This window comes from Salinimicrobium sp. TIG7-5_MAKvit (genome assembly GCF_049569215.1).
In the GTDB taxonomy this organism is placed as follows: Bacteria; Bacteroidota; Bacteroidia; order Flavobacteriales; family Flavobacteriaceae; genus Salinimicrobium; species Salinimicrobium profundisediminis.
Genome location: NZ_CP145903.1, coordinates 902,011 through 925,082, shown reverse-complemented (window position 1 = coordinate 925,082; position 23,072 = coordinate 902,011). Strand labels below are relative to the sequence as shown.

The following is a 23,072-nucleotide window of genomic DNA, read 5'->3' as shown; positions in this document are numbered from 1 at the left end:
TAAATGAAAGGCTTACCCTACATTACCACAGCAGTAGTCGTATTCTTCAGCTTTTTTGCGCACTCGCAGGAAGTAGTGCCTAAAACCTATATCAATCCGCTGGATATTGACTACTCTTATATGGTTTATAATTCCAGCAAAAATATTTCTTATCGTTCGGGGGCAGACCCGGCGGTGATCGAGTTCCGAGGGGAATATTACATGTTTGTTACCCGCTCCTTTGGCTACTGGTATTCCAAAGATCTGGTTAACTGGGAATTCATTAAACCAAAACAGTGGTTTTTTGAAGGCTCCAATGCGCCCACCGCTTTTAATTACAAAGATTCGCTGGTTTATTTCGCCGGTGATCCTGCGGGCTACGGTAGTATTTTATACACCGATGATCCCAAAAGCGGTAACTGGACGCCCACAGCGTCCATTACCAGCGACATCCAGGATTCCGAATTGTTCATAGATGATGACGGCAAGGCCTATCTCTACTGGGGTTCTTCAAATGTTTACCCGTTTAAGGTGAAGATGTTAAATAAAGACGATCGTTTTCTTGAAACCGGGGTGGAAAAAGAATTGATCAACCTGGTTGAAGAAGAGCACGGCTGGGAGCGATTTGGTGAAAATAATTTCCATCCAACCTTAAAGGAAGGATATATGGAAGGTGCCTCCATGACAAAACACAAAGGTAAATATTACCTGCAGTATGCTGCGCCGGGCACCCAATTCAATGTATATGCCGATGCTGCCTACGTTGGTGAAACCCCGCTGGGTCCCTTCAAATACATGAAGAACAACCCCTACAGTTTTAAGCCCGGTGGGTTCGCCAATGGTGCCGGTCACGGTATTACTGTGAAAGAAATCAATGGGCAGTACTGGCATTTTGCAACTATGGCCCTGGCTTCCAATTCCCACTGGGAGCGGCGGCTGGCTATGTGGCCAACTTACTTTGATGATGAAGGTTTGATGTATACCAACACCAGCTATGGAGATTATCCGCTGCACGCGCCCAACCATCCTACCAAAGCAGGACTACATACCGGCTGGATGCTGCTGTCTTATAAAGGAAAAGCTACAGTTTCTTCCTCACAAAAGCAGATTCGGAAAAGTACTTCTACCGATGGCGATTACGACATCACCGAAATGCCGCTCGAAAAGAACAGCGACGGAGAGATCATCTCTAAAGTGCTTACAGATGAAAGCCCTAAATCTTTCTGGGTTGCTGAAGCCAATGATGGGGAACAATGGGTGGAGATAGAAATGTTGGCTCCCGGAAATATTTACGCTTTCCAGCTGAATTTTCATGATGAAGACTCAGGCATTTATACCCGTACCGAAAGTTTAAGACATAGGTTTACCCTTGAGGTTTCAGAAAATGGAAAAGACTGGAAAACAGTCGTGGATAGGAGCAACAGCTATATAGATGCGCCAAACGCTTACCTGCCGCTAAATGAGCCTGTAAAGGCAAAATACGTGCGCTATAACAACATAGAAGTTCCGGGGAACAACCTGGCTCTTTCTGAAATCAGGGTGTTTGGAAAAGGATTGGGTAAGAAACCGGCAAAAGTCAAAGGTTTTACTATAAACCGCCAGGAAGACCGAAGAGATGCTGCCTTTAAGTGGGAGCCGGTGAAAGGTGCCCAGGGCTACAATATTCGCTGGGGAATAGCGCCCGATAAATTATACCAGTCGTGGTTGATCTACGGTGAAAACGAACATTTTATGCGGAATCTCGATAAGGGTACCACGTATTACTTCAGTATTGAAGCATTTAATGAGAACGGGATTTCAGAAAGAACTGAGATCCGGGAAGTAAAGTAAGAAAAGACAATTCAATAATTTTTAAAGAATATAAGAATGAGAAAAATTAATCTTTCAGTCGCATTTCTGTTTTTTATGGGACTTTCATATCTCCAGGCACAGGAAAGAATCCCGCAGGTGGAAGCCCTGCTGGAGCAAATGACTTTAGAAGAAAAAATAGGCCAGCTCAACCTGCTCACTCCCGGTGGCGGGATAGCCACAGGATCTGTAGTGAGTGAAGATGTGGAGGCCAAGATCAAGGCCGGGCAGGTAGGTGGTGTCTTTGGAGTGTCGAGTCCAGAGAGGGTGCGCCAGGCCCAGGAAATTGCAGTGAAGAACTCGCGCCTGGGAATTCCGCTGCTTATCGGGTCAGATGTTATTCATGGTTACAAAACAACTTTTCCTACTCCGCTGGGGCTTTCTTCCAGCTGGGATATGGAGTTGATAAAAGAAACAGCCAAAGTAGCTGCTAAAGAAGCTACTGCTGATGGTATCAACTGGAACTTTTCTCCTATGGTAGATATTTCCCGCGATCCAAGATGGGGCCGTGTAGCCGAAGGCGCCGGCGAAGATGCATATTTAGGTTCTCAAATTGGGATAGCTATGGTAGAAGGTTACCAGCAGGATGATCTTACGCAACCTCAAACAATGATGGCAACCGTTAAACACCTTGCGCTGTATGGTGCCCCCGAAGGGGGTCGCGATTATAACCGCGTAGACATGAGCCGCACCAAGATGTTCAATGAATACCTGCCGCCTTACAAAGCCGCTGTAGATGCCGGGGTGGGAAGTGTGATGACTTCTTTTAACGATATTGACGGAGTGCCGGCAAGCGGGAACAAATGGCTGCTTACCGACCTGCTTCGCGAAAGATGGGGCTTTGACGGATTTGTAGTTTCAGATTATACTTCGGTAAATGAGATGATCGCCCACGGAATGGGTGACCTTCAGGATGTATCGGCAATGGCTTTAAAAGCAGGTTTGGATATGGACATGGTTGGCGAAGGATTCTTAACAACTCTGAAAAAATCTGTGGATGAAGGAAGGGTTTCCGAAGAAGAGATCACTACTGCCGCCCGGCGTATCCTTGAAGCCAAGCATAAATTAGGTTTACTTGATGATCCTTACAGATATTCAGATGCAAGCAGGCCCGAAAAAGATATTTTGACGGCAGGGAACAGGCAGCTGGCACGTCGTGCAGCAACCCAGTCTTTTGTTTTGCTGAAAGATCACAACCAGGTACTACCGGTGTCAAAAAAGGCAAAAATCGCACTCATTGGTCCGTTGGCCGATGATCAAACAAATATGCTTGGAACCTGGGCTCCAACCGGAGACTTCAAACTTTCGGTTCCCGTACTTGAAGGTTTTAAAAATGTAGCGCCAAAGGCGAAAATCACTTATGCTAAAGGTGCGAACATCACCAACGATACGGCTTATGCGAAAAAAGTAAATGTATTTGGCCCCAAAGTAGAGATTTCCGATCGCTCTCCCGAAAAATTGCTTCAGGAAGCCTTAAAAGTTGCCAAAGTTGCCGATGTAATTGTGGCTGTGGTAGGAGAAGCCAGTGAAATGAGTGGGGAAGCGGCCAGCCGTACCAACATTCAGATTCCGGAGAGCCAAAAAAGGCTTATCAGGGAACTCGTTGCCACCGGGAAGCCTGTTGCTCTTGTACTCATGAGCGGTCGCCCCCTTGATATTTCCGAAGAAATGGAGATGCCCCTAAGCATCCTGCAGGTTTGGCACCCGGGTGTGGAAGCCGGAAACGCCATTGCCGATGTGGTTTTTGGTGATGTGAACCCTTCAGGAAAACTAACCATGAGCTGGCCTAGAAACGTAGGGCAAATCCCTGTGTATTACGGAGAAAGAATAACCGGAAGACCCGCTGCTACAGAAGAATTTGAAAAGTTTAAATCGAATTACCTCGATGTGGTCAATTCCCCGCTGTTGCCGTTTGGTTATGGGTTGAGCTACACCAGTTTTAAGTACGGTAAAAGTAAAGCCAGCAGCGAAACTTTGCGTGCAAACGAAGAAATTATCATTAGCACCACCGTGACCAACACCGGGAAAAAAGTAGGTAAAGAAGTTGTACAGCTTTATATTCACGACAAAGTGAGAAGCCTTACCCCTCCAAAAAAGCAACTTATCGCTTTTAAAAAGATCGAGCTGAAACCGGGAGAATCTATGACTGTGGAATTTCCGGTCACTGTAAACGATCTTAGGTTTTATAACGGGTCTTTGGAATATGTATATGAACCGGGAGAATTTGACTTCTTTGTGGCAGGAAGCTCTAACAGTGATTTTGACGGCACATTTACCGTGGTAGAATAATACCAATGAATTAAATTTACCGAGCCCTGTTGCTGCGGAAGCAGAGCAGGGCTTTATTTTTTAGCGGCAATCCGGGCAGGCTATTTTAAAACCTAATTTTAAACTGAAGCTTATGAAAAGAGCAATCAATTTTCTGGTTATTCTGATCTTGTCGGCAAATGTTGCGGGTCAGGATCTTTACAAAATGCCGAAGGAGCAGGTTACTACAAAATGGGTGACCTTTGAAAACCTAAAGGCTGAAAAAGGAGCCGGCGGAATGGAAAACCGAAGTGCCAAAGGCCATGCTTTTGAAAGGTTGAAAGCCGGTGAAAGCGTTGACTTGGTGAATTTCAATGGCAGCGGCATTGTGAACAGGATCTGGCTCACTATTAGTGACCGCAGCCCGCAAATGCTGAGGTCGCTCAAGATCGAAATGTTCTGGGATGGAGAAGAGCGCCCTGCCGTATCGGTCCCGCTGGGCGATTTCTTCGGAATTGGCCTGGGTACAAGAGTGGCTTTTGAAAGTGCTTTATTTGCCGATCCCGAAGGCCGTTCCTTCAACTGTTTTATTCCCATGCCTTTTAAGGAAAAAGCTGTTATTAGGCTCACAAACGATTCCCAAAAAGATCTGAACCAAATATTTTACGAAATAAATCTGCTTGAAAAATTCCATTTTGAAGAGGATATCCTCTATTTTCATGCATACTGGAGCAGGGATCTTGAAACCAAATTAGGCGAAGATTTTGTTATTTTACCACAAATCGAAGGCAAAGGCCGTTTTTTGGGTACCAACATTGGGATATTCACCAATGAACTTTACCAGGATACCTGGTGGGGTGAAGGGGAAGTTAAAATTCACATTGATGGAGATAACGAGTTTCCCAGCCTGGTAGGTTCTGGAACCGAAGATTATGTGGGAACCGCTTACGGCCAGGGGACTTTTACCCATCAATTCCAAGGCAGCCCAATAGTAGATGTTGAAGAAGGCGCCTATGCTTTTTACCGGTATCACATCCCCGATCCTGTTTTTTTCTATGAGGATATTAAAGTCAGTATCCAGCAAATAGGCGGGGCACCTAAAGAAAAGGTGCAGGAACTGGTTAGCAATGGTGCCAGGCTTATTCCTGTAAGCGTGGACCATTTTCCGCACTTTACCAAACTGCTGGAGCTAGATCCGGTTCCGAACTTAAGGGATGAAGATTTTCCGCAGGGATGGACTAACTTTTACAGGAGCGATGATGTTTCGGCCACGGCTTATTTTTACCTCGACCGGCCAGGCGGAGCACTGCCTCAACTGCAACCGCTGGAAGTACGAACGGCAAATCTTTCAGACTAGCATAGCAGAGTAAGTTATACAGGTACACCAAAAAATGATAGAAATGAGAATTGAAAAGTTAAGGCTAAATCTCTTGTTGTTATTAGCGATGGGGCTCCTTACCTCCTGTAACAGCAAAAAACCAAAATCGCAGCCAGAGGTGCCAAAAAGGCCAAATATTGTCTTCATTATGACCGATGACCATGCAGCACAGGCAATTAGTGCTTACGGCCATCCATTGAGTAAGCTGGCACCTACTCCAAATATTGACAGAATTGCCATGAACGGCGCGAGGTTCAATACTAACTTTTGTACGAATTCTATTTGTGGCCCCAGCAGAGCGGTTATTCTTACAGGAAAACATAGTCATCTTAATGGCTTCAGGATGAACGGGGACAAATTTGACGGTACGCAGCCAACCCTTCCGAAGTATTTAAAAGAAGTCGGATATCATACGGCGCTCTTCGGAAAATGGCATTTGCACGGTACCCCCGAAGGTTTTGACCAGTGGAATATCCTTGTAGATCAGGGGAATTATTACAATCCCGATTTTATTAAAGACAAGGATACCACCAGGATTGAAGGCTACGCGACCGATATCATTACTAAAATGGGACTGGACTGGCTAAAGCAAAATGCAGGAAAAGACGAGCCTTTCCTGCTTATGGTGCAGCACAAAGCCCCACATCGCAATTGGATGCCCGCGCTGCGCCATATAAATATGTATGATTCTATTACTTTCCCGTTGCCCGATACTTATTTTGCAAATCATGAAGGTTCCATTGCTTCGCAAGAACAGCTGCAAACCATTTATGAAGATATGTATGAAGGCCATGACCTGAAGATGACGGTTGAAAAAGGAAGTGATTCGCTGCGGCACAATCCCTGGCCCAACGATTTTGTGCGTATGACCAAAGCACAGCGGGAAGCCTGGAACAATGCCTATCGTCCCAAAAATGATGCTTTTCATGAAGCAGATCTTTCCGGTAAAGCTTTGGCCGAGTGGAAAGCTCAGCGGTATTTGAGAGATTATCTTGCCACGGTGGCTTCGGTAGATGAAGGTGTCGGAAAGATTTTGGATTACCTCGAAGAAAACGGACTTGCCGATAATACCATCGTGGTTTACACAACCGATCAGGGTTTTTACCTGGGTGAAAAAGGCTTTTTTGACAAACGTTTTATGTATGAAGAATCTCTTGCGATGCCTTTGCTGGTGCAGTATCCAAAAGAAATTCCGGCAGGTTCAGAAGTGAGTGCGCTTACGCAAAACCTCGATTTCGCACCTACTTTCCTTGATTATGCTGAAGCAAACATTCCTTCGGAAATGCAGGGAAAATCCCTTCGGAATCTCCTGAAGCAACAGGAAAAGGGCGCCGACTTCAGAAATGCTATTTATTATCATTACTATGACTTCCCTGCATTTCACATGGTAAAACGGCATTATGGGGTGCGTACAGAAAGATATAAATTAATGCACTTTTACGATGATATTGATCAATGGGAACTATACGATCTTGAGAAAGACCCGCAGGAACTCAGGAATGTTTATGATGATCCCGGCTATGCTCAGATTCAGCAGGAACTGCATGAAACACTAGATTCTTTACAAACCCGGTACAAGGTAACCAACGCCGAATTTGCGCAGACCCCGGCCGCAAAAGTGGAGCAGGCTTACCGCAATTTCGCACGGCTTGCAGATGATGAAGTGAGAAACTATAAAGGTTATGTGCGGCAATATGGTTCTGGGGAAGTGCCAAAAAATATGGAATAACGACTGCCGCGCTGTTCAGAATTAAGAACCAGGATAGTGTTTTCTATGTCAATCTATAGTATAATTGTTCATTTACTGCATACTAATCACTGATTACCAACCATTAATTTACAACATTTCCGGTGTCACAACAGTCCTGAAACCCACATGTTCGTGGGAGGAATCAATTGAATTTTGCATCCTGGCCGAAGGGCGAAAACTGGCGCAGTAAGAGGCGTGGCATAAAAATGAACCTCCTTTTATTACCTTTTCCTGCACCTGGGGATTGTGAGGATTAAATGCCTGCACGGCTCCCTGCGGATTCCTTTGCACACCTTCTTCCTTTGCGTCGTAGTAATAGTTAATGTTGTACCAGTCTTGAGTGTACTCCCAAACATTGCCGGCCATTTCATAAAGACCAAAATCGTTTGGAGGATAAGATTTTACCGGCGCAATCCTGGTAAACCCGTCAATAGAATCATTTTCCACAGGGAATTTTCCTGTCCATGTATTTGCCATTTGTGGTAATTTCTCCCGGTCATTTCCCCATCCAAAAATGACATTTTTGGCACCTCCTCTTGCAGCATATTCCCACTCGGCTTCAGTAGGAAGCCGTCGCCCTGCCCAGTCGGCATAAGCTTTGGCATCTTCATAAGCAATATGTACCACGGGGTAATCTTCTTTACCTTCAATATTGCTTTCGGGGCCGTACGGCTGTCGCCAGTTTGCACCGTTTTTCCACTGCCACCACTGGGAAAAGTCGTGAAGGTTTTTCACTTCGGTCACGGGGGTTTTAAAAATCAGCGATCCGGGCTGTAGCAGGGAATCATGAGGTTTTTCAGTTCCTGGTGGGAATTGGTTTTTCACTTCTTTCCAATCAATTTTTCTTTCGGCAAGCGTAACATAACCTGTAGCTCCAACAAATTTTGCGAATTCGGCGTTGGTTACTTCGGTTTCATCCATAAAAAAACCGTCTACAATCACGGGATGAGCCGGTTTTTCGTGTTCCATGGCCATGGCATCTTTATCAATCGCGCCCTGCTTAAATTCCCCGCCGGGAATCCAAACCATCCCGTCCGGGGTTTTTATGTCTGCCGGTTTTTCTGTGAGCGCCCGGACTTCTTCAGGATTTTTTTCGCGGCAGCCGGTTGAAATAAGGAACACGGTGGCCAGGATAATTTTTCCGCAGTAGCTTAGCTTCCAAAAAGTGTATTTAAAATGCCATTTTTGGAAACCGGGTTTTAAAATTGATTCAAACATTCAGTTATAATTTTTCCAGTTTAATCCCCGAAAGCAGTGATTTTCCTGCATTTTCAGAAAATTCGATCGCAATCCCTTTTTCTGTCTTGATGTTGTAAGAAATTTCTACAGCGCGAATTCGGCCGTAATCGCGTGCAAGGTTAAGGTCTTCAGAAACAATTTTTCCGTTAACCTTCACATCAAAACTCCGCACTCCTTCCGGTTTCTTTTCTTCGGAAGTGTTGAGGTTGTAAATGTTCTCTTCGGAAGCATTGAACTCGGGTTCTGCAAACAATAAGGTGACTCTGTAGGTACCTGCTTCTACATCGAAATTATAAGCTTCAATGCCTTCGCGCATGGTTTGGAACAGCGGGTCATTCCCGGTTCCCTGAATATCTGAAGCCGTGCCCTGGAACTTGGCAGCCGATTTCTGGTATACCTCACCGCCCACATAACCAAAGCCGCCCGGTTCATACTGCTGGTCGCTCATCCAGATTTCTTTTGTTACAGGATCTTTGTAATTCACATGTGTGCCCACGTTGATGGTCAAATTTTGCGTTTCGGGTTTTTTCAGCAGGTCTTTTCTGAGGAGCACATGGATGGTTCTGGAATAGGAGATGTCGCCTGTGGTGGCGGTGAGCCGGTGAGTTCCTTCGGGAAGTTTTAGGTCGAAAAATGAGATTCCGTCGGTTACTTCCGAAGAAATTTTAAGACTGTCATTGATGCTTAGGCTCACCCTTTCAGCATTTGAAAATACAGGAATGCTGATTTTGTGGTTTTCGCTCTTCGGAAATTTTTGTTCATAATTCTCACCCGCTATATAGATCATGGGTTCATCTACCAGTCTCGCCTGGTAGTAATAGTAAATATCCTTTTTGCTGCGGTCAAAATTCAGCAGGCCTTTTTGGTTGATGTACGGCATGGCGTCCTGCCTGAAAGACGAACCGAAATCGGCGAAATTCCAGGCCGCCATTCCTACTACATAATCGCGGGCAAGCACCTGGTTGATGTAGCTGCGGTGAAGTTTTAGTTGATAAGCCTCACTGTAATCCCAGGGTTTTGGATCTTCTGTCTGGATACGCACATCGGCGCCCGGCCCGTACTCCGAAATGATAAGTGGCCGGTTTGGATAGCGTTCGTGCTGCTCATCAAGAAATTTCCCGAAGTTTTCAAGTCCCGGTGAATACCAGCCAAAATAGAGGTTCCAGCCAATCACATCGGGGATATCGGCAATTCCCGAAGTATTATAGAGTTCATTTTCGTGCAGGGCCATCACACTTAGCCGGTGAGGATCGAGTTCTTTGGTGAGCTTTTCAAGCTTTTTGGCCAGGGCTACAGAAGTTTCAATTTTATCTTCTTTTTCGCTTTCCGTCATTTCGTTGTTGAAAACCAGCCTGATAAAGATCTCGTTCATATAACCCCAGAAGATCACCGAAGGGTGGTTGAAAAACTGCTGAATCTGCTCCTTCTGCATTTGCAGGGCCACGTTGTGATACTCGTCTGTCGCGGTAACATCATTGATTACCGGCACTTCAGACCACACGATAAGCCCCAGCTCGTCACAGATCCTGTAAACTTCGGGGTCTTGCGGGTAATGAGCAGTTCGCACCAAATTCGCCCCCATTTCTTTGATCATCCTGTAATCGCTCTTGTGAATAGCATTGGGCAGCGCATTTCCCAGTCCTTGTAGATCCTGATGTCGGTTTGCACCAATAAGTTTGATAGGTTTTCCATTCAGAAAAAAACCTTTTTCGGGATCGGCTTCAAACCTGCGAAATCCGAATTTAGAACTGAATTCATCCAGCTTTTCCGAAGAATTTCCGCTCGCTAAACTAATCTCAAAACTGTAAAGCTGCGGATCTTGGGGAGACCAGAGGGCGGAGTTTTTTACTGAGGTTTCAAAAATGACATTTTTTGACTCCTTTGCTTTTAGCCTGACTTTTTTAGTGAGGGTTTTTAATTTTTTAGCATTGGGATCCAATATTTCTAATGCTACAGTGACATTTCTGAAAGCTTCACCGTCATTGATCACTTTGGCTTCTACCTGTACCAGGGCTTTTTCTTCTGAAACTTCGGGCGTGCGAACCAAAATATTGCCCGCAGCGGCATTTTCCAGTTCAAAGTGGAGTTTATCGGTGATAATTAATTCGAGATCGCGGTAAATTCCGCCGTAAAAATTGAAATCGGCATCCAGCGGCGGAATATTGGTGTCGTGGCTGTTGTCAACAACTATTTTCAGCTCATTTTCGGAAGCCAACTTCAATTCTTCAGAAATATCAATGACAAATCCGGTGTAGCCGCCAATGTGTTTTCCGGCAGAAGTACCGTTTACAAAAACTTCGGTCACCTGGTTGCTACCTTCAAACTTCAGAAACACCTGTTTATTTTGCCATTTTTGAGGGGCAAAGAGGGTCTTTTTATATGTGCCTTTTCCGCGGAAATATTCCTTTCCGTCTTTAAAAGCATCTTCGGCATTCCAGGTATGGGGGATATTCACAATTTTCTCAGGCTGAACTTCCGAAGAAAAACGCCAGACCGAATTAAGGCTTTGCACCTGTCGCTGGGCGATTGCCGTGCCCAAAAATGTGAAAAAGCAAAAAAGATAGGTGAAGATTTTCATTTTAAGGCTTTTTAAATGTTAGCGCCAAACTTCCATTTGTAGCTGTTCGTTGTTGAGAAACACCCGCTGAAAGAAATCAAAAACGTTGTCCAGCTCGTTAAAGGGCATCCCCGAATGCTCATGTTTACCGCCTTCAAAGCTGTACAACAGGTAGGAGGTGTCAAGCTCTTTCAGTTTTTGAACGATGGTTTTAGAGCCGTCCAGCATCAGGTAACCAGGCGCACCTGGTTCGCAGAGATGATGCGGGGCGGTGGCGTAGGGCACGAGGTTGTCTTCAGTTCCGTGGAAAAATACTCCCGGGACGGCATTTTTGGAGGTAAGGTAGCGGGCATCAACAACGGCGCCGGCCAGGGAGAAAACCCCGTCGATATCTATATCCTGAAATTTATCAGGTTCGCTGAACATGAGCTGGGGGTTGTAAACCGCATTTAACACAGCTTCGGCACCGGCACTGCTGCCGCCCACAATGATATGTTCGGGGTCTATGCGGTATTTATTTGCGTTTGTTACCAGAAATTGCACGGCATCCATGAAATCTTCAGCGGCCTTTTGAAAGGTTTCTATTTTTCCGGAAGCTTCATAATCACAGCCAAAAGACTGGCCTTTTCGGGTGAGGCGGTAAGAGATTTGCACCGCCACGTAGCCTTTACGGGCCGCTTGTTGCGAAAACTTTACCAGATCTTCATGGGTGCGGGAGCCGCCAGAGAATCCGCCGCCATGCATAAAAACGATCAAAGGCCTCGAGCGGGCGGTATCATTTTTTGAGGTATAAATATCCAGTTTCAAAGCTTCACCATCTTTTGTGGCGTAAGTTTCGGTAACGGCGGGTTCAACTTCAAAAATGTTGTCTAAAAATCGTTCCTGAGCGGGGCAGAGGCAGCAAATAAAGAGGAAGCAAAAGCTTAAAAAATAGCGCATTTTGTAAGGATGTTAAAAGCCTCTAAGATAAGTTTTTTCCCAGTTTTTATTGGGCTGAGGCCTGTTAATCTCAACTCGGATTTCCCTTTTTGAGAAGATTTGAATGAAGCTGCCACAGCTTATTTTTAAAAAAATCTAAACCCTCAGGCAACCTTTTGTAACTTTCACTCGTCTATGTTAATAGAAGGCCTTTTGAAAAGCTAAGCAGGTGAAAGTAATTCAACTCTTTAAGAATGATGCTCTTTTGATAAAACGTGCAGCCGCGGGAAACCGGCAGGCGCAGCGAAAGATCTATGAGAAACATTCGGCGAAGATGTTAAGCATTTGCAGGCAGTACGTGAAAGACCTGCATCATGCCGAAGAAGTGATGCTCAACGGCTTTTTTAAAGTGTTTACCCACCTGAAAGATTTTAGGGATGAAGGCAGCTTTGAAGGCTGGATGCGGCAAATCATGGTACGGGAATCTATCTCTTTTCTTCGTACCGATAAACGCAGCATGTTTGCTGAAGATGAGGTGCCCGAAAATGTAGATTTTTCGTACTGCTTTACTTCGGAATTCAATGCAGCGCACATCCAGGAGGTGATTGACGGTTTGCCCGAAGGTTATAAAATGGTGTTTCTAATGTATGCTGTTGAAGGTTATAAGCACCATGAAATAGCAAAAATGCTGAACATCACAGAAGGAACTTCTAAGTCCCAGCTATTTAAAGCCCGAAAAATGCTTCAGGAAAAGCTGGAACAGGAAAACAAGACAGAATATGGAACCGGAAAGATTTGAAAATAACGTAAAAAAGCTGCTTGAGGGCCGGGAGATCCAGCCATCGGCCGCTGGCTGGGAAAAGCTGGAGCAGCGCCTGGAGCAAGGAAGAAAAAAACCGACTTACCTGCTGTGGATAACCGCAGTTGCAGCCGTTGCAGCCTTGTTTTTTGTGCTGGGCACTTTCTTTGATTCGCCTTTTACTTCGGAAGCGCCGCAGGTAGTTGAGGAAAATCCTGCACCGCCTGTACTGCAGGAAAAGACTTCAGAACCCGAAGTGATTCAGATAGCAGTTTTCGAAGAAAACGAAAAAGAAGAAGAGAAAGAAAAACCTTCCGCAGAAAGACCTGTCAAAAATGCCATTTTTGAGGCCCCTGTAGCCAGGGTTTCTGAAGCTGAAAACTTAGTAGCTTCGGGGAATTTTTCCGAAGCAACCGAAGAAAAAAAGCCGCTAAAAAAAATCCATTCCGACGAAGATAATGTGGAAGTTGCCGTAAATGAAAACCGTGCTGCAGTGAGTGATAATGAGGTAGAAGCCCTGTTATTGCTGGCAACGGCCGAATTAAAAGCTGACACCATCTTTACCGTAAATTCTAAAGATTTGCTTTACCAGGTAGAATACGAGCTGGAGCAGTCTTTTAGGCAAAAGGTTTTTGAGGTGGTAAAAGAAGGCATTTCACGAGCTAAAACGGCAGTGGCCAATCGCGATTTTTAATCTCAAATAATTCATCAATCAATCAATTAACGGGCTTTTAAAAAAGCCTATAAAAACCAGAACCATGAAAAAAAATATCTTTTTAATGTTCCTCATCTTTTGTTCGGTAGTTGTGAATCCTGCTGTTGCGCAGGAAAAAACAAATCCTGAAAAGATCGAACAACTTGAAAAACAAAAGGAGCAGATCATCAATGAAGAGAAAGAAGCTCTTAAAAAGGAAGTGGAGGCCATAAACCGTCGCGCCGAAGCAAAGGAAATTGACTGGGAAGAAGCGGAAAAACTTAAAAGTGAAGCTGCCCGTAAACACGCAATGAATATTCAAAACCGGGTGGCTATTATTGATAATCAAATCGCGCTGCTCACAAGGGAAGAGACAACCGATGAATGGACGTGGGAAGATGCAGATGATGAAGAAGATGCGCATGATGACAACTGGTTTGACAAGAGCCGGTACAGCCGCACCTCTACACACCTCATTATGGCGGTTGGGTTTAATAATGCTTTAAGTGATGGGCAGTCGGTCAATGATTCAGACTTCAAAGTAGGAGGCAGCCGTTTCTTTGAAATTGGGATGGCATGGAGAACAAGGGTGTTCGAAAAATCGAATTTTATGAGGCTTAGGTACGGATTTTCATTTCAATTTAATGGCTTGAAACCTACAGATAACCGGTATTTTGTAGAAGACGAAGGCGTAACTGCGCTTGAAGAATTTCCGTTGAAGTTAGACAAATCGAAGTTTAGGATGGACAACCTTGTTTTTCCGGTACACTTTGAATTTGGTCCGTCGAAGAAGGTGGAGTCTTCAAGAAGTGTTTGGTTCTCTACCCGAAATCAATTTAAAGTAGGACTTGGGGGGTATGCCGGAATAAACCTGGGAGAACGCCAAAAACTGAAGTATGAAGAAGATGGCGAGAAGGTAAAGGAGAAGCTTAAAGGAGATTACAACACGAATGATTTTATTTACGGACTCAGTGGTTACATGGGCTTTGGGGGAACATCACTGTACGTGAAATACGATCTCAACCCAATATTTAAAGATCAGGCTACAGATCTACATAATGTTTCTGTGGGACTTAGATTTGATGTGAATTAGAATTAGCCACCGGTTATAATTTAATTAAGGACATCTTCGGGTGTCCTTTTTTTTGGACTATTACAGCATGTTTTTTGCTATATTTAAGATGATATACTAAAATATCAATTAATGCTTTCACGGGTAAATAAAGAAAATTAAAATTTGCTTTAAAGATTAAAAGATGGAGATGAACAAAATGGAAATAAGGGAGAAATTGATTGCAGAAATAAAGCAAGTTGAGAACGTGAAGTTACTGAAAGTGCTTTATAACATGCTGACTGGAGAGGTGATTGAAAAGGATTATGTTCTAAATGAAGCACAGATTTCAGCTATAAATGAAGCAAGAGAGCAATACAGAGGAGGAGAATCTTTTACAAATGAAGAAGTAGATCGGGAAACTGAAGAATGGCTAAAAGAATAGTCTGGTCACGTCGTGCCAAAGATGATAGGAGGGAAATTCTGGAATACTGGAATCAAAGGAACAAATCAAAAGTTTATAGTAAAAAGCTTTTCAGGTTATTTCAATTGGCTGTTTACCAGATAAGGGAAAATCCAACAATGGGAAAATCTACCTCCCTAAAGAGTGTCGAATGTATATTATTAAAAATTACCTGATGTTTTATGAAATATTTGAAAGTCATATCCTCATCCTCACAATCTGGGACAGCCGGCAAAATCCTGTTAAATTGAAGTTGTGAGTATCATTAGAAGAGAATTTATGTAAGGCCCACAAGAGAACCAGGCAAGCATTTTCAATAACCAAATTCCTTTCTGGTTTTTACCTTACATTTGCCAAAATTTCCGCAGTAAAAATTGATCTCAAAAAACACCATAGATAAAGTTTTTGAAGCTTCCCGGGTAGAGGAGGTGCTTGGTGATTTTGTGACACTTAAGAAATCGGGTAGTAACTATAAGGGATTGAGCCCTTTTAGTGAGGAACGCACGCCCAGCTTTATGGTTTCCCCGGTGAAGCAGATATGGAAAGATTTTTCCAGCGGCAAAGGAGGCAATGTCGTGGCTTTCCTGATGGAACACGAACATTTTACCTATCCTGAAGCCATTAAGTACCTCGCCAGGAAGTACAATATTGAGGTGGAGGAGACCGAGCAGAGCCAGGAACAAAAGGAGCAGGCCGATGAACGGGAAAGCATGTACCTGGTTTCTGAATTTGCTGCAAAGTATTTTCAGAATAACCTGCTTAAAACCGAACTCGGTAAGGCAATTGGCCTAAGCTATTTCGAGGAACGTGGATTCACCGATGAAACCATTGCAAAATTTGGATTGGGTTACTGTCTTGATGATTGGAACGCTTTTACCAATGAAGCCCTGGGAAAAGGTTATAAGCTGGAATATCTGGAGAAAACCGGGCTAACTATAGTTAAAGAAGATAAGCAATTCGACAGATTTAAAGGTCGGGTAATGTTCCCCATTCAGTCAATGTCGGGCAGGGTGCTGGGTTTTGGAGGGAGAATTCTTACAAACGATAAGAAAGCTGCGAAATATTTTAACAGTCCCGAGAGTGAGATCTACCATAAAAGTAAGGTGCTTTACGGGATTTACCACGCTAAACAAGCAATTGCTAAAGAAGATAATTGCTATTTGGTTGAAGGGTATACCGATGTGATACAGTTTAATCAGGCGGGTATTGAGAACGTGGTTTCCTCTTCGGGAACGGCTTTGACGCCAGAGCAGATTAGGCTTATTAACCGGCTCACCAAGAATATCACCGTACTTTTTGACAGCGATGCTGCCGGGCAGCGTGCTTCCATTCGGGGGATTGATCTTATCCTGGAGCAGGGCATGAACGTGAAAGTGTGTGCTTTTCCGGAAGGGGAAGACCCCGATAGTTTTGCAAAGAAGAATTCCGAAGAAGATGTAAGGTTATACCTGGAGCAAAATTCCAAGGATTTCATCAATTATAAGGCTTCCCTGTTAATGGAGGAAGCTAAGAACGACCCGGTAAAGAAAGCTTCGCTCATACGGGATATGGTGAGCAGTATCTCAAAGATCCCCGATAATATTCAGCAGGAAGTTTATGTGCAGGAGACTTCACGCATCATGGACATTTCTGAAGATGTTTTGTTTACCACTTTAGCTCAACTGGCCGGAAAACCAGCGGCTAAAACAGCTCCAAAGAAGACAAAGCAGTTTGAAGTGGTGAGGGATGAACCGGGGCCCCAAGTGAAAGTAGATGAGCTGTATGTGCTGGAGCGAACCATTATTAGTCTTCTGCTGCATTACGGTATGATGGAAGAAGATTTTGAAGACCTGGTGGTGAAGGTAGATGACAAGGGTGAAATCTCACTGGAGCCCGAAATGATGACGGCAAAGGTTTATGAAAAGATCTTCCTTGATCTACAGGAAGATGAGGTGGTTTTTGCCAACGAAAATTTCCAGAAGATCTATCAACTGGTGATCAAGAAATACAATGAGGAGCAGGAGTTCTCTATAGATACTTTTATAAATGAGCTCACTCCCGAAAATGCTTCGGAAGTAACCAGTATCTTAATGGATGAAGAGCAGTATGTGCTTCACGACTGGGAAAGGATGGAAATTTTTGTGAAGGGTAAAAAAGCGGAAATTGGTCGTCTTGTAAATGAAACTATCCTTTCTTTGAGAAGGTTTTTGGTCAATAAGAAGATAAATGAACTTAACCGGACAATAAAAGAAGTTCCTCCCGAAGAGTCTACGGGTGTCTTACAGGATATCATGGATTATATCACCCTCAAAAAGGTACTTTCGGGTAAGTTAAACCGGGTTATGTAGGTCTTATCTGTAACAGGCGCGCCTGGGTAATAAGATCGGCCAGGTTATCTACCCTTAATTTTTTGAGCAGCCTGGTCTTATAGGTACTCACCGTTTTTTCGTTAATATCCAGGGCTTCGGCTATATCTTTATTCCTTTTTCCGGTAGAAAGAAGGTTGAGTACTTCGATCTCACGGGTTGAGAGTTTTTTATAGCGGGAAACAATGTTGTTGGAGCGGGTAGTGCCGGAGTTGATCTTTTCACTAATCTCCTTGTTGAGGTAAATACCTCCTCGTGCTACCTGGTGCACTGCTTCACGAAGCACATCTGTAGATGCCGTTTTTGAGAGGTAAGCAGAGGCACCTGCCTTGATGGAGTTCAAAGCATACATTTCTTCGGGATGGCAGCTAAGGATGAGGATCTTGGTACCCGGATTTTCAGATTTTATTGTCCGCAGAGCGGTAATCCCGTTAATTTCGGGCAGGTCAATTTCCAGGATAAGTACATCGGGCGTTTTGCTTTTTAAGGCCTTAAAAAGGTCCCGGCCATTGGTAACTTTTCCCACTACTTCATATACACCTTCCTTCTCTAGCAGAGAAGATATCCCCATTCGTGTTATGGGATGGTGGTCTGCAATTAGAATTTTAATCATTGTTCGAATTTTAGCACAAGAAATTCCATGGGCTATCCCATCGCAATCTGCTGATTATTAGTTTTAATCGTAAAGTCAGGGGGAGAATGAAATTTACTGCCTTATTTACTCGAAAAATAATTTTTTCGATAAACTGCAATTATTTCAGGTCAAGAGGAATGGTGCATACCGGGATAGGTTCCATTTTGTGTTTATTGGCATTATGCCTGGACTTATAGATGCGAAAAACTTCCTGCTGGCGTCCCGTGAAATCGGTTTCAGTCTTACCTTTTTCAGCTTCTTTCATAGCCCATTCGAGTTCGTCGTAGCTGGCACCAATCTGGTCTTCATCGCTTCTGCTGTCTCCAAAAAGTCCGTCGGTGGGTGCCGCGATCACAATGCTGTCTATCAAATCCAGTTCTCTGGCAATTTCGTAGACTTCACTTTTCATAAGATCGGCAATGGGAGATAGGTCTACGCCGCCGTCACCGTATTTGGTGAAGAATCCCACGCCAAAATCTTCAACCTTATTGCCCGTTCCTGCTACCAGGTAGTTGTGCAAACCTGCGAAGTAATAAAGGCTGGTCATGCGTAGTCTTGCCCGCACGTTGGCCATAGAAAGATGTAACTTTGGGCTTTCTTCTGCCTGGGGTAAAGATTGTGAAAATACATCAAAGGTTTGGGTAAGGTCTACCTGCACATCGGTTACATTGGCAAATTGCTTTTTCAAATTGGCAATATGTTCCTGTGCTCTGGTCACCTGGTCTTGCGACTGGTGAATAGGAAGCTCTACGCACAGCGTTCTCAATCCCGTTTTTGCGCAAAGTGTAGAAACCACTGCCGAATCTACCCCGCCACTTATTCCAACAACAAAACCGTTCATCTTTGCCTGAGAAGCATATTCTTTTAACCAGTTTACAATATGGTCTATTACCTGTTTAGTTTTCATAAGTGTTGGTCAGTTTCTTTTGGAGGTATATCTTTGTTAACAAATATAGTTGTTCAGTTAATTATCTGGAAATAGCTTGCGTTAAACCATTCTTAATTTGCCTATGTTTAAAAAAGTCCTTTTTTACTGCCTGTTTGCCAGCCTTTTATCTTGCGCCGAAGACGACAGTAAGGAGAAGGAAATTGCGGCTATTCCCATTGATCTTGAACTGAAAAGATTCGATCAGCGCTTTACAAATGCAACGGCTGACAGTCTTCCGGCACTCAAAAAGGAATTTTCATTCCTTTTTCCCCGACAGTATCCCGACATTCTTTGGGTGCAAAAAATGGAAGACACCATACAACTGGAGCTCAATGAAGCCGTGGCTACACAATTCCCCGATCTCAGGGAGACAGAAGGTGAACTAGAGCAGCTTTTTCAGCATATAAAATACTATTTCCCGCAGCGCAACATTCCGAAGGTAATTACCCTCACTTCTGATGTTGACTATCGCAACCAGGTGGTGTGGGCAGATTCCCTGCTGCTGGTGGCGCTTGATACTTATCTGGGGATGGATCACCCGCTGTACACAGGGGTGCAGGATTACATAAAAAAGGAGATGCAGAAAGATCAAATTGCTGTTGATGCTGCCGGGGCTTTTGCTCAAACCGTAGTGCCGGGGCCGTCTTCACGAAGTTTTCTTGCGCACATGGTTTACTACGGAAAAATGCTCTACCTGAAAGATATTTTATTGCCGTTTAAAACCGATGCTGAAAAAATGACCTACCTGCCCGAAGAATTCTCATGGGCCCAGGCGAATGAAGACCAAATATGGAGGTATTTTGTAGAACGGGAACTGCTGTATTCGTCAGATTCCGATCTGCAGACCCGATTCTTATACCCTGCACCTTTCTCAAAATTCTTCCTGGAGCTCGATGCTGAGGCACCGCCCAGGTTGGGACAATTTTTAGGCTGGCAAATAGTGCAACAATTCATGGAAAAAAATGACGTTTCTGTTAAAGAGATGATAGAAACAAATGCCGAAACAATATTCAAAAAATCAAAATACAAACCCCGAAAGTAATGGCTATAGCAAAAAAATCAAACATCAATATTAAAGTATCTCTAGACGAAAACCGCGTACCCGAAGAACTCCATTGGAGTGCCGAAGATGGGGGAGTAGAAAACAAAGAGGCCAAGGCCATGCTGCTTTCTATGTGGGATGCTGAACAAAAAGAGACGCTAAAAATCGACCTGTGGACCAAAGATATGCCGCTTGACGATATGAAGATGTTCTTTCACCAGACCATGGTCACTATGAGCGACACCTTTTACAGAGCTACACAAGATGAAAAGATGCGCGATACCATGAAAGACTTCTGCGATTTCTTCGCCGAAAAAATGGAGATTAAGAAGTGATTTTAAGTGATCAGTGATCAGTTTTCAGGGATCAGTTTTCAGGGATCAAGTAGGCAGTAATCAGAATTTTTCAATTGAACCTGTTTCTAAAAAAAGGTTAGCCCTTTTGGTCGAGGGTATCCGAGTAAGCAGGTTCTTCAGAAGAGATCATTCGTGCATTCGTGGCCGAAAAGTCACCCTTCAAAAATGGTATTTTCAGAACCTTTTCGGAAAAGTCAGGCTAATAAGCATTGTCTGAGTTATTCAGAAGGGACGAGTATTTGAAAAAAATCATCTGTGCATCTGTGGCTGAAAAATTTCCCTCCAAAAATGCTATTTTCAGGACCTTTTTCGTGGAAAAATGGTCTAACAAGTTTAGTTGAATATTTCAGAAGAAAAGAGTCTTAGAAAAGAAATTATCTGTGCATCTGTGGCTGAAATTCTTTTCAAAAATGACATTTTCAGAACCCTTTTCAGAAAAAACAGACTAATACTTTTGGTCGATTATTTCAGAGTAAGCAGGTTTTTAGAAGAAATTATTCGTGCATTCGTGGCAGAAAAGTCACCCTTCAAAAATGCCATTTTCAGAACCTTTTTCAGAAAAACCAGACTAACAAATTTGGTCGAGTATATCAGAGTAAGCGGGTTCTTCAGAAGAGATCATTCGTGCATTCGTGGCAGAAAAGTCACCCTTCAAAAATGACATTTTCAGAACCCTTTTCAGAAAAAACAGACTAAAACTTTTGATCGGGTAGATCAGAGTAAGCAGGTTGTTCATAAGAAATTATTCGTGCATTCGTGGCCGAAAAGTCACCCTCCAATAATGACATTTTCAGAACCTTTTTTAGAAAAACCAGACTAGCAAATTTGGTCGAGTATATCAGAGTAAGCGGGTTCTTCAGAAGAGATCATTCGTGCATTCGTGGCCGAAAAGTCACCCTTCAAAAATGGTATTTTCAGAACCTTTTCGGAAAAGTCAGGCTAATAAGCATTGTCTGAGTTATTCAGAAGGGACGAGTATGTGAAAAAAATCATCTGTGCATCTGTGGCTGAAAAATTTCCCTCCAAAAATGCTATTTTCAGGACCTTTTTCGTGGAAAAATGGTCTAACAAGTTTAGTTGAATATTTCAGAAGAAAAGAGTCTTAGAAAAGAAATTATCTGTGCATCTGTGGCTGAAATTCTTTTCAAAAATGACATTTTCAGAACCCTTTTCAGAAAAAACATACTAACACTTTTGGTCGGGTAGATCAGAGTAAGCGGGTTCTTCAGAAGAAATTATTCGTGCATTCGTGGCCGAAAAGTCACCCTTTAAAAAGGGCATTTTTGAGTACTTATTTCTGAAGATTGTCGTTGATGTTCTGGATGTACCCCAAAACTTCTTCGCTTCCCAGACCGTTTGCCGAGGAGGTCACGAAGTATTGCGGCATTTCTTCCCAAACCTGCAGCATTTCTTCCTGGTAATTTTGAATGTTGCGCTCCAGGGCTTTGGGTTTTAATTTATCGGCTTTGGTAAAGATGATGCAGAAGGGAATTTGGTGCTCGCCCATCCAGGTCATGAACTCCATGTCTATAGCCTGTGGTTTATGGCGACTGTCTATGAGTACAAAAGCGCAAAGCATTTGCTCGCGTTTCTCAAAATACTGTGTGATAAACTTCTGAAAGGTTTTTTTAGACGTTTTTGATACGCGGGCATATCCATAACCAGGTAAATCTACCAGAAACCAGCTCTGGTTGATCAGGAAATGGTTGATAAGCTGCGTTTTTCCAGGCCTGCCTGATGTCTTTGCAAGATCTTTTCTATTGGTTAAAGCATTGATGAGGGAAGATTTCCCAACATTACTGCGGCCAATAAAAGCATATTCGGGCAGCTTACTTTCCGGGCATTTGGAAACATCGGAATTGCTGATCACAAATTCGGCCGATTTGATCTTCATAAGGTAGTTTTAGTATTTTCGGGTAGTGAACCACCTAAAGAGGATCTCGTTGAAGGCATCGGGATGTTCCATCATGGCTGCATGGCCACATTTTTCAATCCAGTAAAGGTCTGAATCGGGTAGCAGGCGATGAAAATCTTCGGCGACTTCGGGAGGAGTAACATTGTCATTGCGGCCCCAAATAATGCAGGTGGGAGTTTGCATTTTTGGAAGGTCTTTAGACATATTATGGCGAATGGCACTCTTGGCAATGGCCAAAGTTTTGATTAGTTTATTACGGTCGTTTACCGTTTCAAAAACGTCATCAACAATTTCTTTGGTTGCTACTTTTGGATCGTAGAACACATTTTCGGCTTTTTTCCTGATGTACTCGTAATCTCCCCTTTTTGGGTAGCTTTCGCCCATTGCACTCTCGTAGAGGCCAGAACTTCCGGTAATTACCAGTGCTTTTATAGATTCAGGATAAAGTTTGGTACAGAGTAATGCGATATGCCCGCCAAGGGAATTTCCCAAAAGAACGACTTGAGAATAATTCTTGTGATCGATAAATTCCTTCAGGTACTTGGCAAAGGTTGCAACACTCGTCTTTAAGAGGGATAATTCGTACAGGGGTAACTTCAGCAGAATAACTTTATATCCCTGTTTCGGGAAAAAATCAAGGACACCTTCAAAGTTGCTCAACCCTCCCATTAAACCGTGGAGAATTATAATTGGTGTTCCTTCACCTTCCTCCACATAACTAAATTTTCCTTCTTCCCTTAGATTATTTTCCATTGATGCCTTTGCTGTTAGCTTCGCAAATATAATGATTTCCCTACAAGTATATCGATTTTGCAGAAGCTGCCATAATTTTCAATGGTCCAATTTTCACATTTTTCCCGGTTAACCCCTAAAAAAAATCAAAAATTTTTTAACAAATTCTTCTTACAACTAAAACTGCTTCAAGTAGT

At 43.5% G+C, this 23,072-nt stretch carries 19 protein-coding genes; 12 read left to right on the top strand and 7 right to left on the bottom strand.

Going from position 1 to position 23,072, the window contains the following annotated elements:
• Positions 1-3: 3 nt before the first annotated feature.
• From V5739_RS04145 to V5739_RS04130, 4 genes are all read left to right on the top strand, one after another.
• Complete coding sequence (locus tag V5739_RS04145) at positions 4-1,809, top strand: family 43 glycosylhydrolase (protein ID WP_423819768.1); 1,806 nt, start codon at positions 4-6, stop codon at positions 1,807-1,809.
• Positions 1,810-1,845: 36 nt separating this feature from the next.
• On the top strand, positions 1,846-4,116 hold the full coding sequence (bglX, locus tag V5739_RS04140) for a beta-glucosidase BglX (protein WP_423819767.1): 2,271 nt from the start codon (positions 1,846-1,848) through the stop codon (positions 4,114-4,116).
• A gap of 112 nt (positions 4,117-4,228) precedes the next feature.
• A complete protein-coding gene (locus tag V5739_RS04135) occupies positions 4,229-5,431 on the top strand; it encodes a glycoside hydrolase family 172 protein (protein ID WP_423819766.1) in 1,203 nt (400 codons plus the stop codon).
• 43 nt (positions 5,432-5,474) lie between these two features.
• Positions 5,475-7,181 carry a sulfatase family protein gene (locus tag V5739_RS04130; RefSeq protein ID WP_423819765.1) on the top strand — a complete coding sequence of 569 codons (1,707 nt, stop codon included), beginning with the start codon at positions 5,475-5,477 and terminating at the stop codon, positions 7,179-7,181.
• A gap of 108 nt (positions 7,182-7,289) precedes the next feature.
• Here V5739_RS04130 and V5739_RS04125 read toward each other — a convergent pair whose 3' ends face one another.
• Genes V5739_RS04125 through V5739_RS04115 form a run of 3 tightly spaced genes read right to left on the bottom strand, consistent with a single transcriptional unit; the run spans position 7,290 to position 11,937 of the window.
• Positions 7,290-8,420: a formylglycine-generating enzyme family protein gene (locus V5739_RS04125; RefSeq protein WP_423819764.1), complete on the bottom strand. Its 1,131-nt coding sequence runs from the start codon at positions 8,418-8,420 to the stop codon at positions 7,290-7,292.
• Between the two features lie 4 nt (positions 8,421-8,424).
• On the bottom strand, positions 8,425-11,019 hold the full coding sequence (locus V5739_RS04120; protein ID WP_423819763.1) for a glycoside hydrolase family 2 TIM barrel-domain containing protein: 2,595 nt from the start codon (positions 11,017-11,019) through the stop codon (positions 8,425-8,427).
• Between the two features lie 18 nt (positions 11,020-11,037).
• Positions 11,038-11,937 carry an alpha/beta hydrolase gene (locus V5739_RS04115; protein ID WP_423819762.1) on the bottom strand — a complete coding sequence of 300 codons (900 nt, stop codon included), beginning with the start codon at positions 11,935-11,937 and terminating at the stop codon, positions 11,038-11,040.
• 208 nt (positions 11,938-12,145) lie between these two features.
• Between V5739_RS04115 and V5739_RS04110 the strand changes: the two genes are divergently transcribed.
• From V5739_RS04110 to dnaG, 6 genes are all read left to right on the top strand, one after another.
• A complete protein-coding gene (locus V5739_RS04110; protein ID WP_423819761.1) occupies positions 12,146-12,715 on the top strand; it encodes an RNA polymerase sigma factor in 570 nt (189 codons plus the stop codon).
• Positions 12,696-13,409, top strand: a complete 714-nt coding sequence (locus tag V5739_RS04105) for a hypothetical protein (RefSeq protein ID WP_423819760.1) — start codon at positions 12,696-12,698, stop codon at positions 13,407-13,409. The genes V5739_RS04110 and V5739_RS04105 overlap by 20 nt, the downstream gene beginning before the upstream one ends.
• A gap of 64 nt (positions 13,410-13,473) precedes the next feature.
• Complete coding sequence (locus tag V5739_RS04100) at positions 13,474-14,502, top strand: hypothetical protein (protein WP_423819759.1); 1,029 nt, start codon at positions 13,474-13,476, stop codon at positions 14,500-14,502.
• Positions 14,503-14,671: 169 nt separating this feature from the next.
• On the top strand, positions 14,672-14,905 hold the full coding sequence (locus tag V5739_RS04095; protein ID WP_423819758.1) for a hypothetical protein: 234 nt from the start codon (positions 14,672-14,674) through the stop codon (positions 14,903-14,905).
• 97 nt (positions 14,906-15,002) lie between these two features.
• A complete protein-coding gene (locus tag V5739_RS04090) occupies positions 15,003-15,182 on the top strand; it encodes a type II toxin-antitoxin system RelE/ParE family toxin (protein ID WP_423820440.1) in 180 nt (59 codons plus the stop codon).
• Between the two features lie 115 nt (positions 15,183-15,297).
• The gene (dnaG, locus tag V5739_RS04085; protein WP_423819757.1) at positions 15,298-17,250 is read left to right on the top strand and encodes a DNA primase; all 1,953 of its coding nucleotides are present in this window, start codon (positions 15,298-15,300) and stop codon (positions 17,248-17,250) included.
• Here dnaG and V5739_RS04080 read toward each other — a convergent pair.
• Positions 17,243-17,881 carry a response regulator transcription factor gene (locus V5739_RS04080; protein WP_423819756.1) on the bottom strand — a complete coding sequence of 213 codons (639 nt, stop codon included), beginning with the start codon at positions 17,879-17,881 and terminating at the stop codon, positions 17,243-17,245. The two genes, dnaG and V5739_RS04080, sit on opposite strands and share 8 nt — an antisense overlap.
• 139 nt (positions 17,882-18,020) lie before the next feature.
• On the bottom strand, positions 18,021-18,809 hold the full coding sequence (gene nadE, locus V5739_RS04075; RefSeq protein ID WP_423819755.1) for an NAD(+) synthase: 789 nt from the start codon (positions 18,807-18,809) through the stop codon (positions 18,021-18,023).
• A gap of 103 nt (positions 18,810-18,912) precedes the next feature.
• Here nadE and gldB point away from each other — a divergent pair, with 103 nt between their 5' ends.
• A complete protein-coding gene (gene gldB, locus V5739_RS04070; RefSeq protein ID WP_423819754.1) occupies positions 18,913-19,872 on the top strand; it encodes a gliding motility lipoprotein GldB in 960 nt (319 codons plus the stop codon).
• A complete protein-coding gene (gene gldC / locus V5739_RS04065; RefSeq protein ID WP_266069255.1) occupies positions 19,872-20,207 on the top strand; it encodes a gliding motility protein GldC in 336 nt (111 codons plus the stop codon). The genes gldB and gldC overlap by 1 nt, the downstream gene beginning before the upstream one ends.
• 1,312 nt (positions 20,208-21,519) lie before the next feature.
• Here gldC and yihA read toward each other — a convergent pair.
• Both yihA and V5739_RS04055 read right to left on the bottom strand, forming a co-directional pair.
• Positions 21,520-22,122 carry a ribosome biogenesis GTP-binding protein YihA/YsxC gene (yihA, locus tag V5739_RS04060; RefSeq protein WP_423819753.1) on the bottom strand — a complete coding sequence of 201 codons (603 nt, stop codon included), beginning with the start codon at positions 22,120-22,122 and terminating at the stop codon, positions 21,520-21,522.
• Positions 22,123-22,131: 9 nt separating this feature from the next.
• A complete protein-coding gene (locus tag V5739_RS04055) occupies positions 22,132-22,896 on the bottom strand; it encodes an alpha/beta fold hydrolase (RefSeq protein ID WP_266069252.1) in 765 nt (254 codons plus the stop codon).
• Positions 22,897-23,072: the final 176 nt, after the last annotated feature.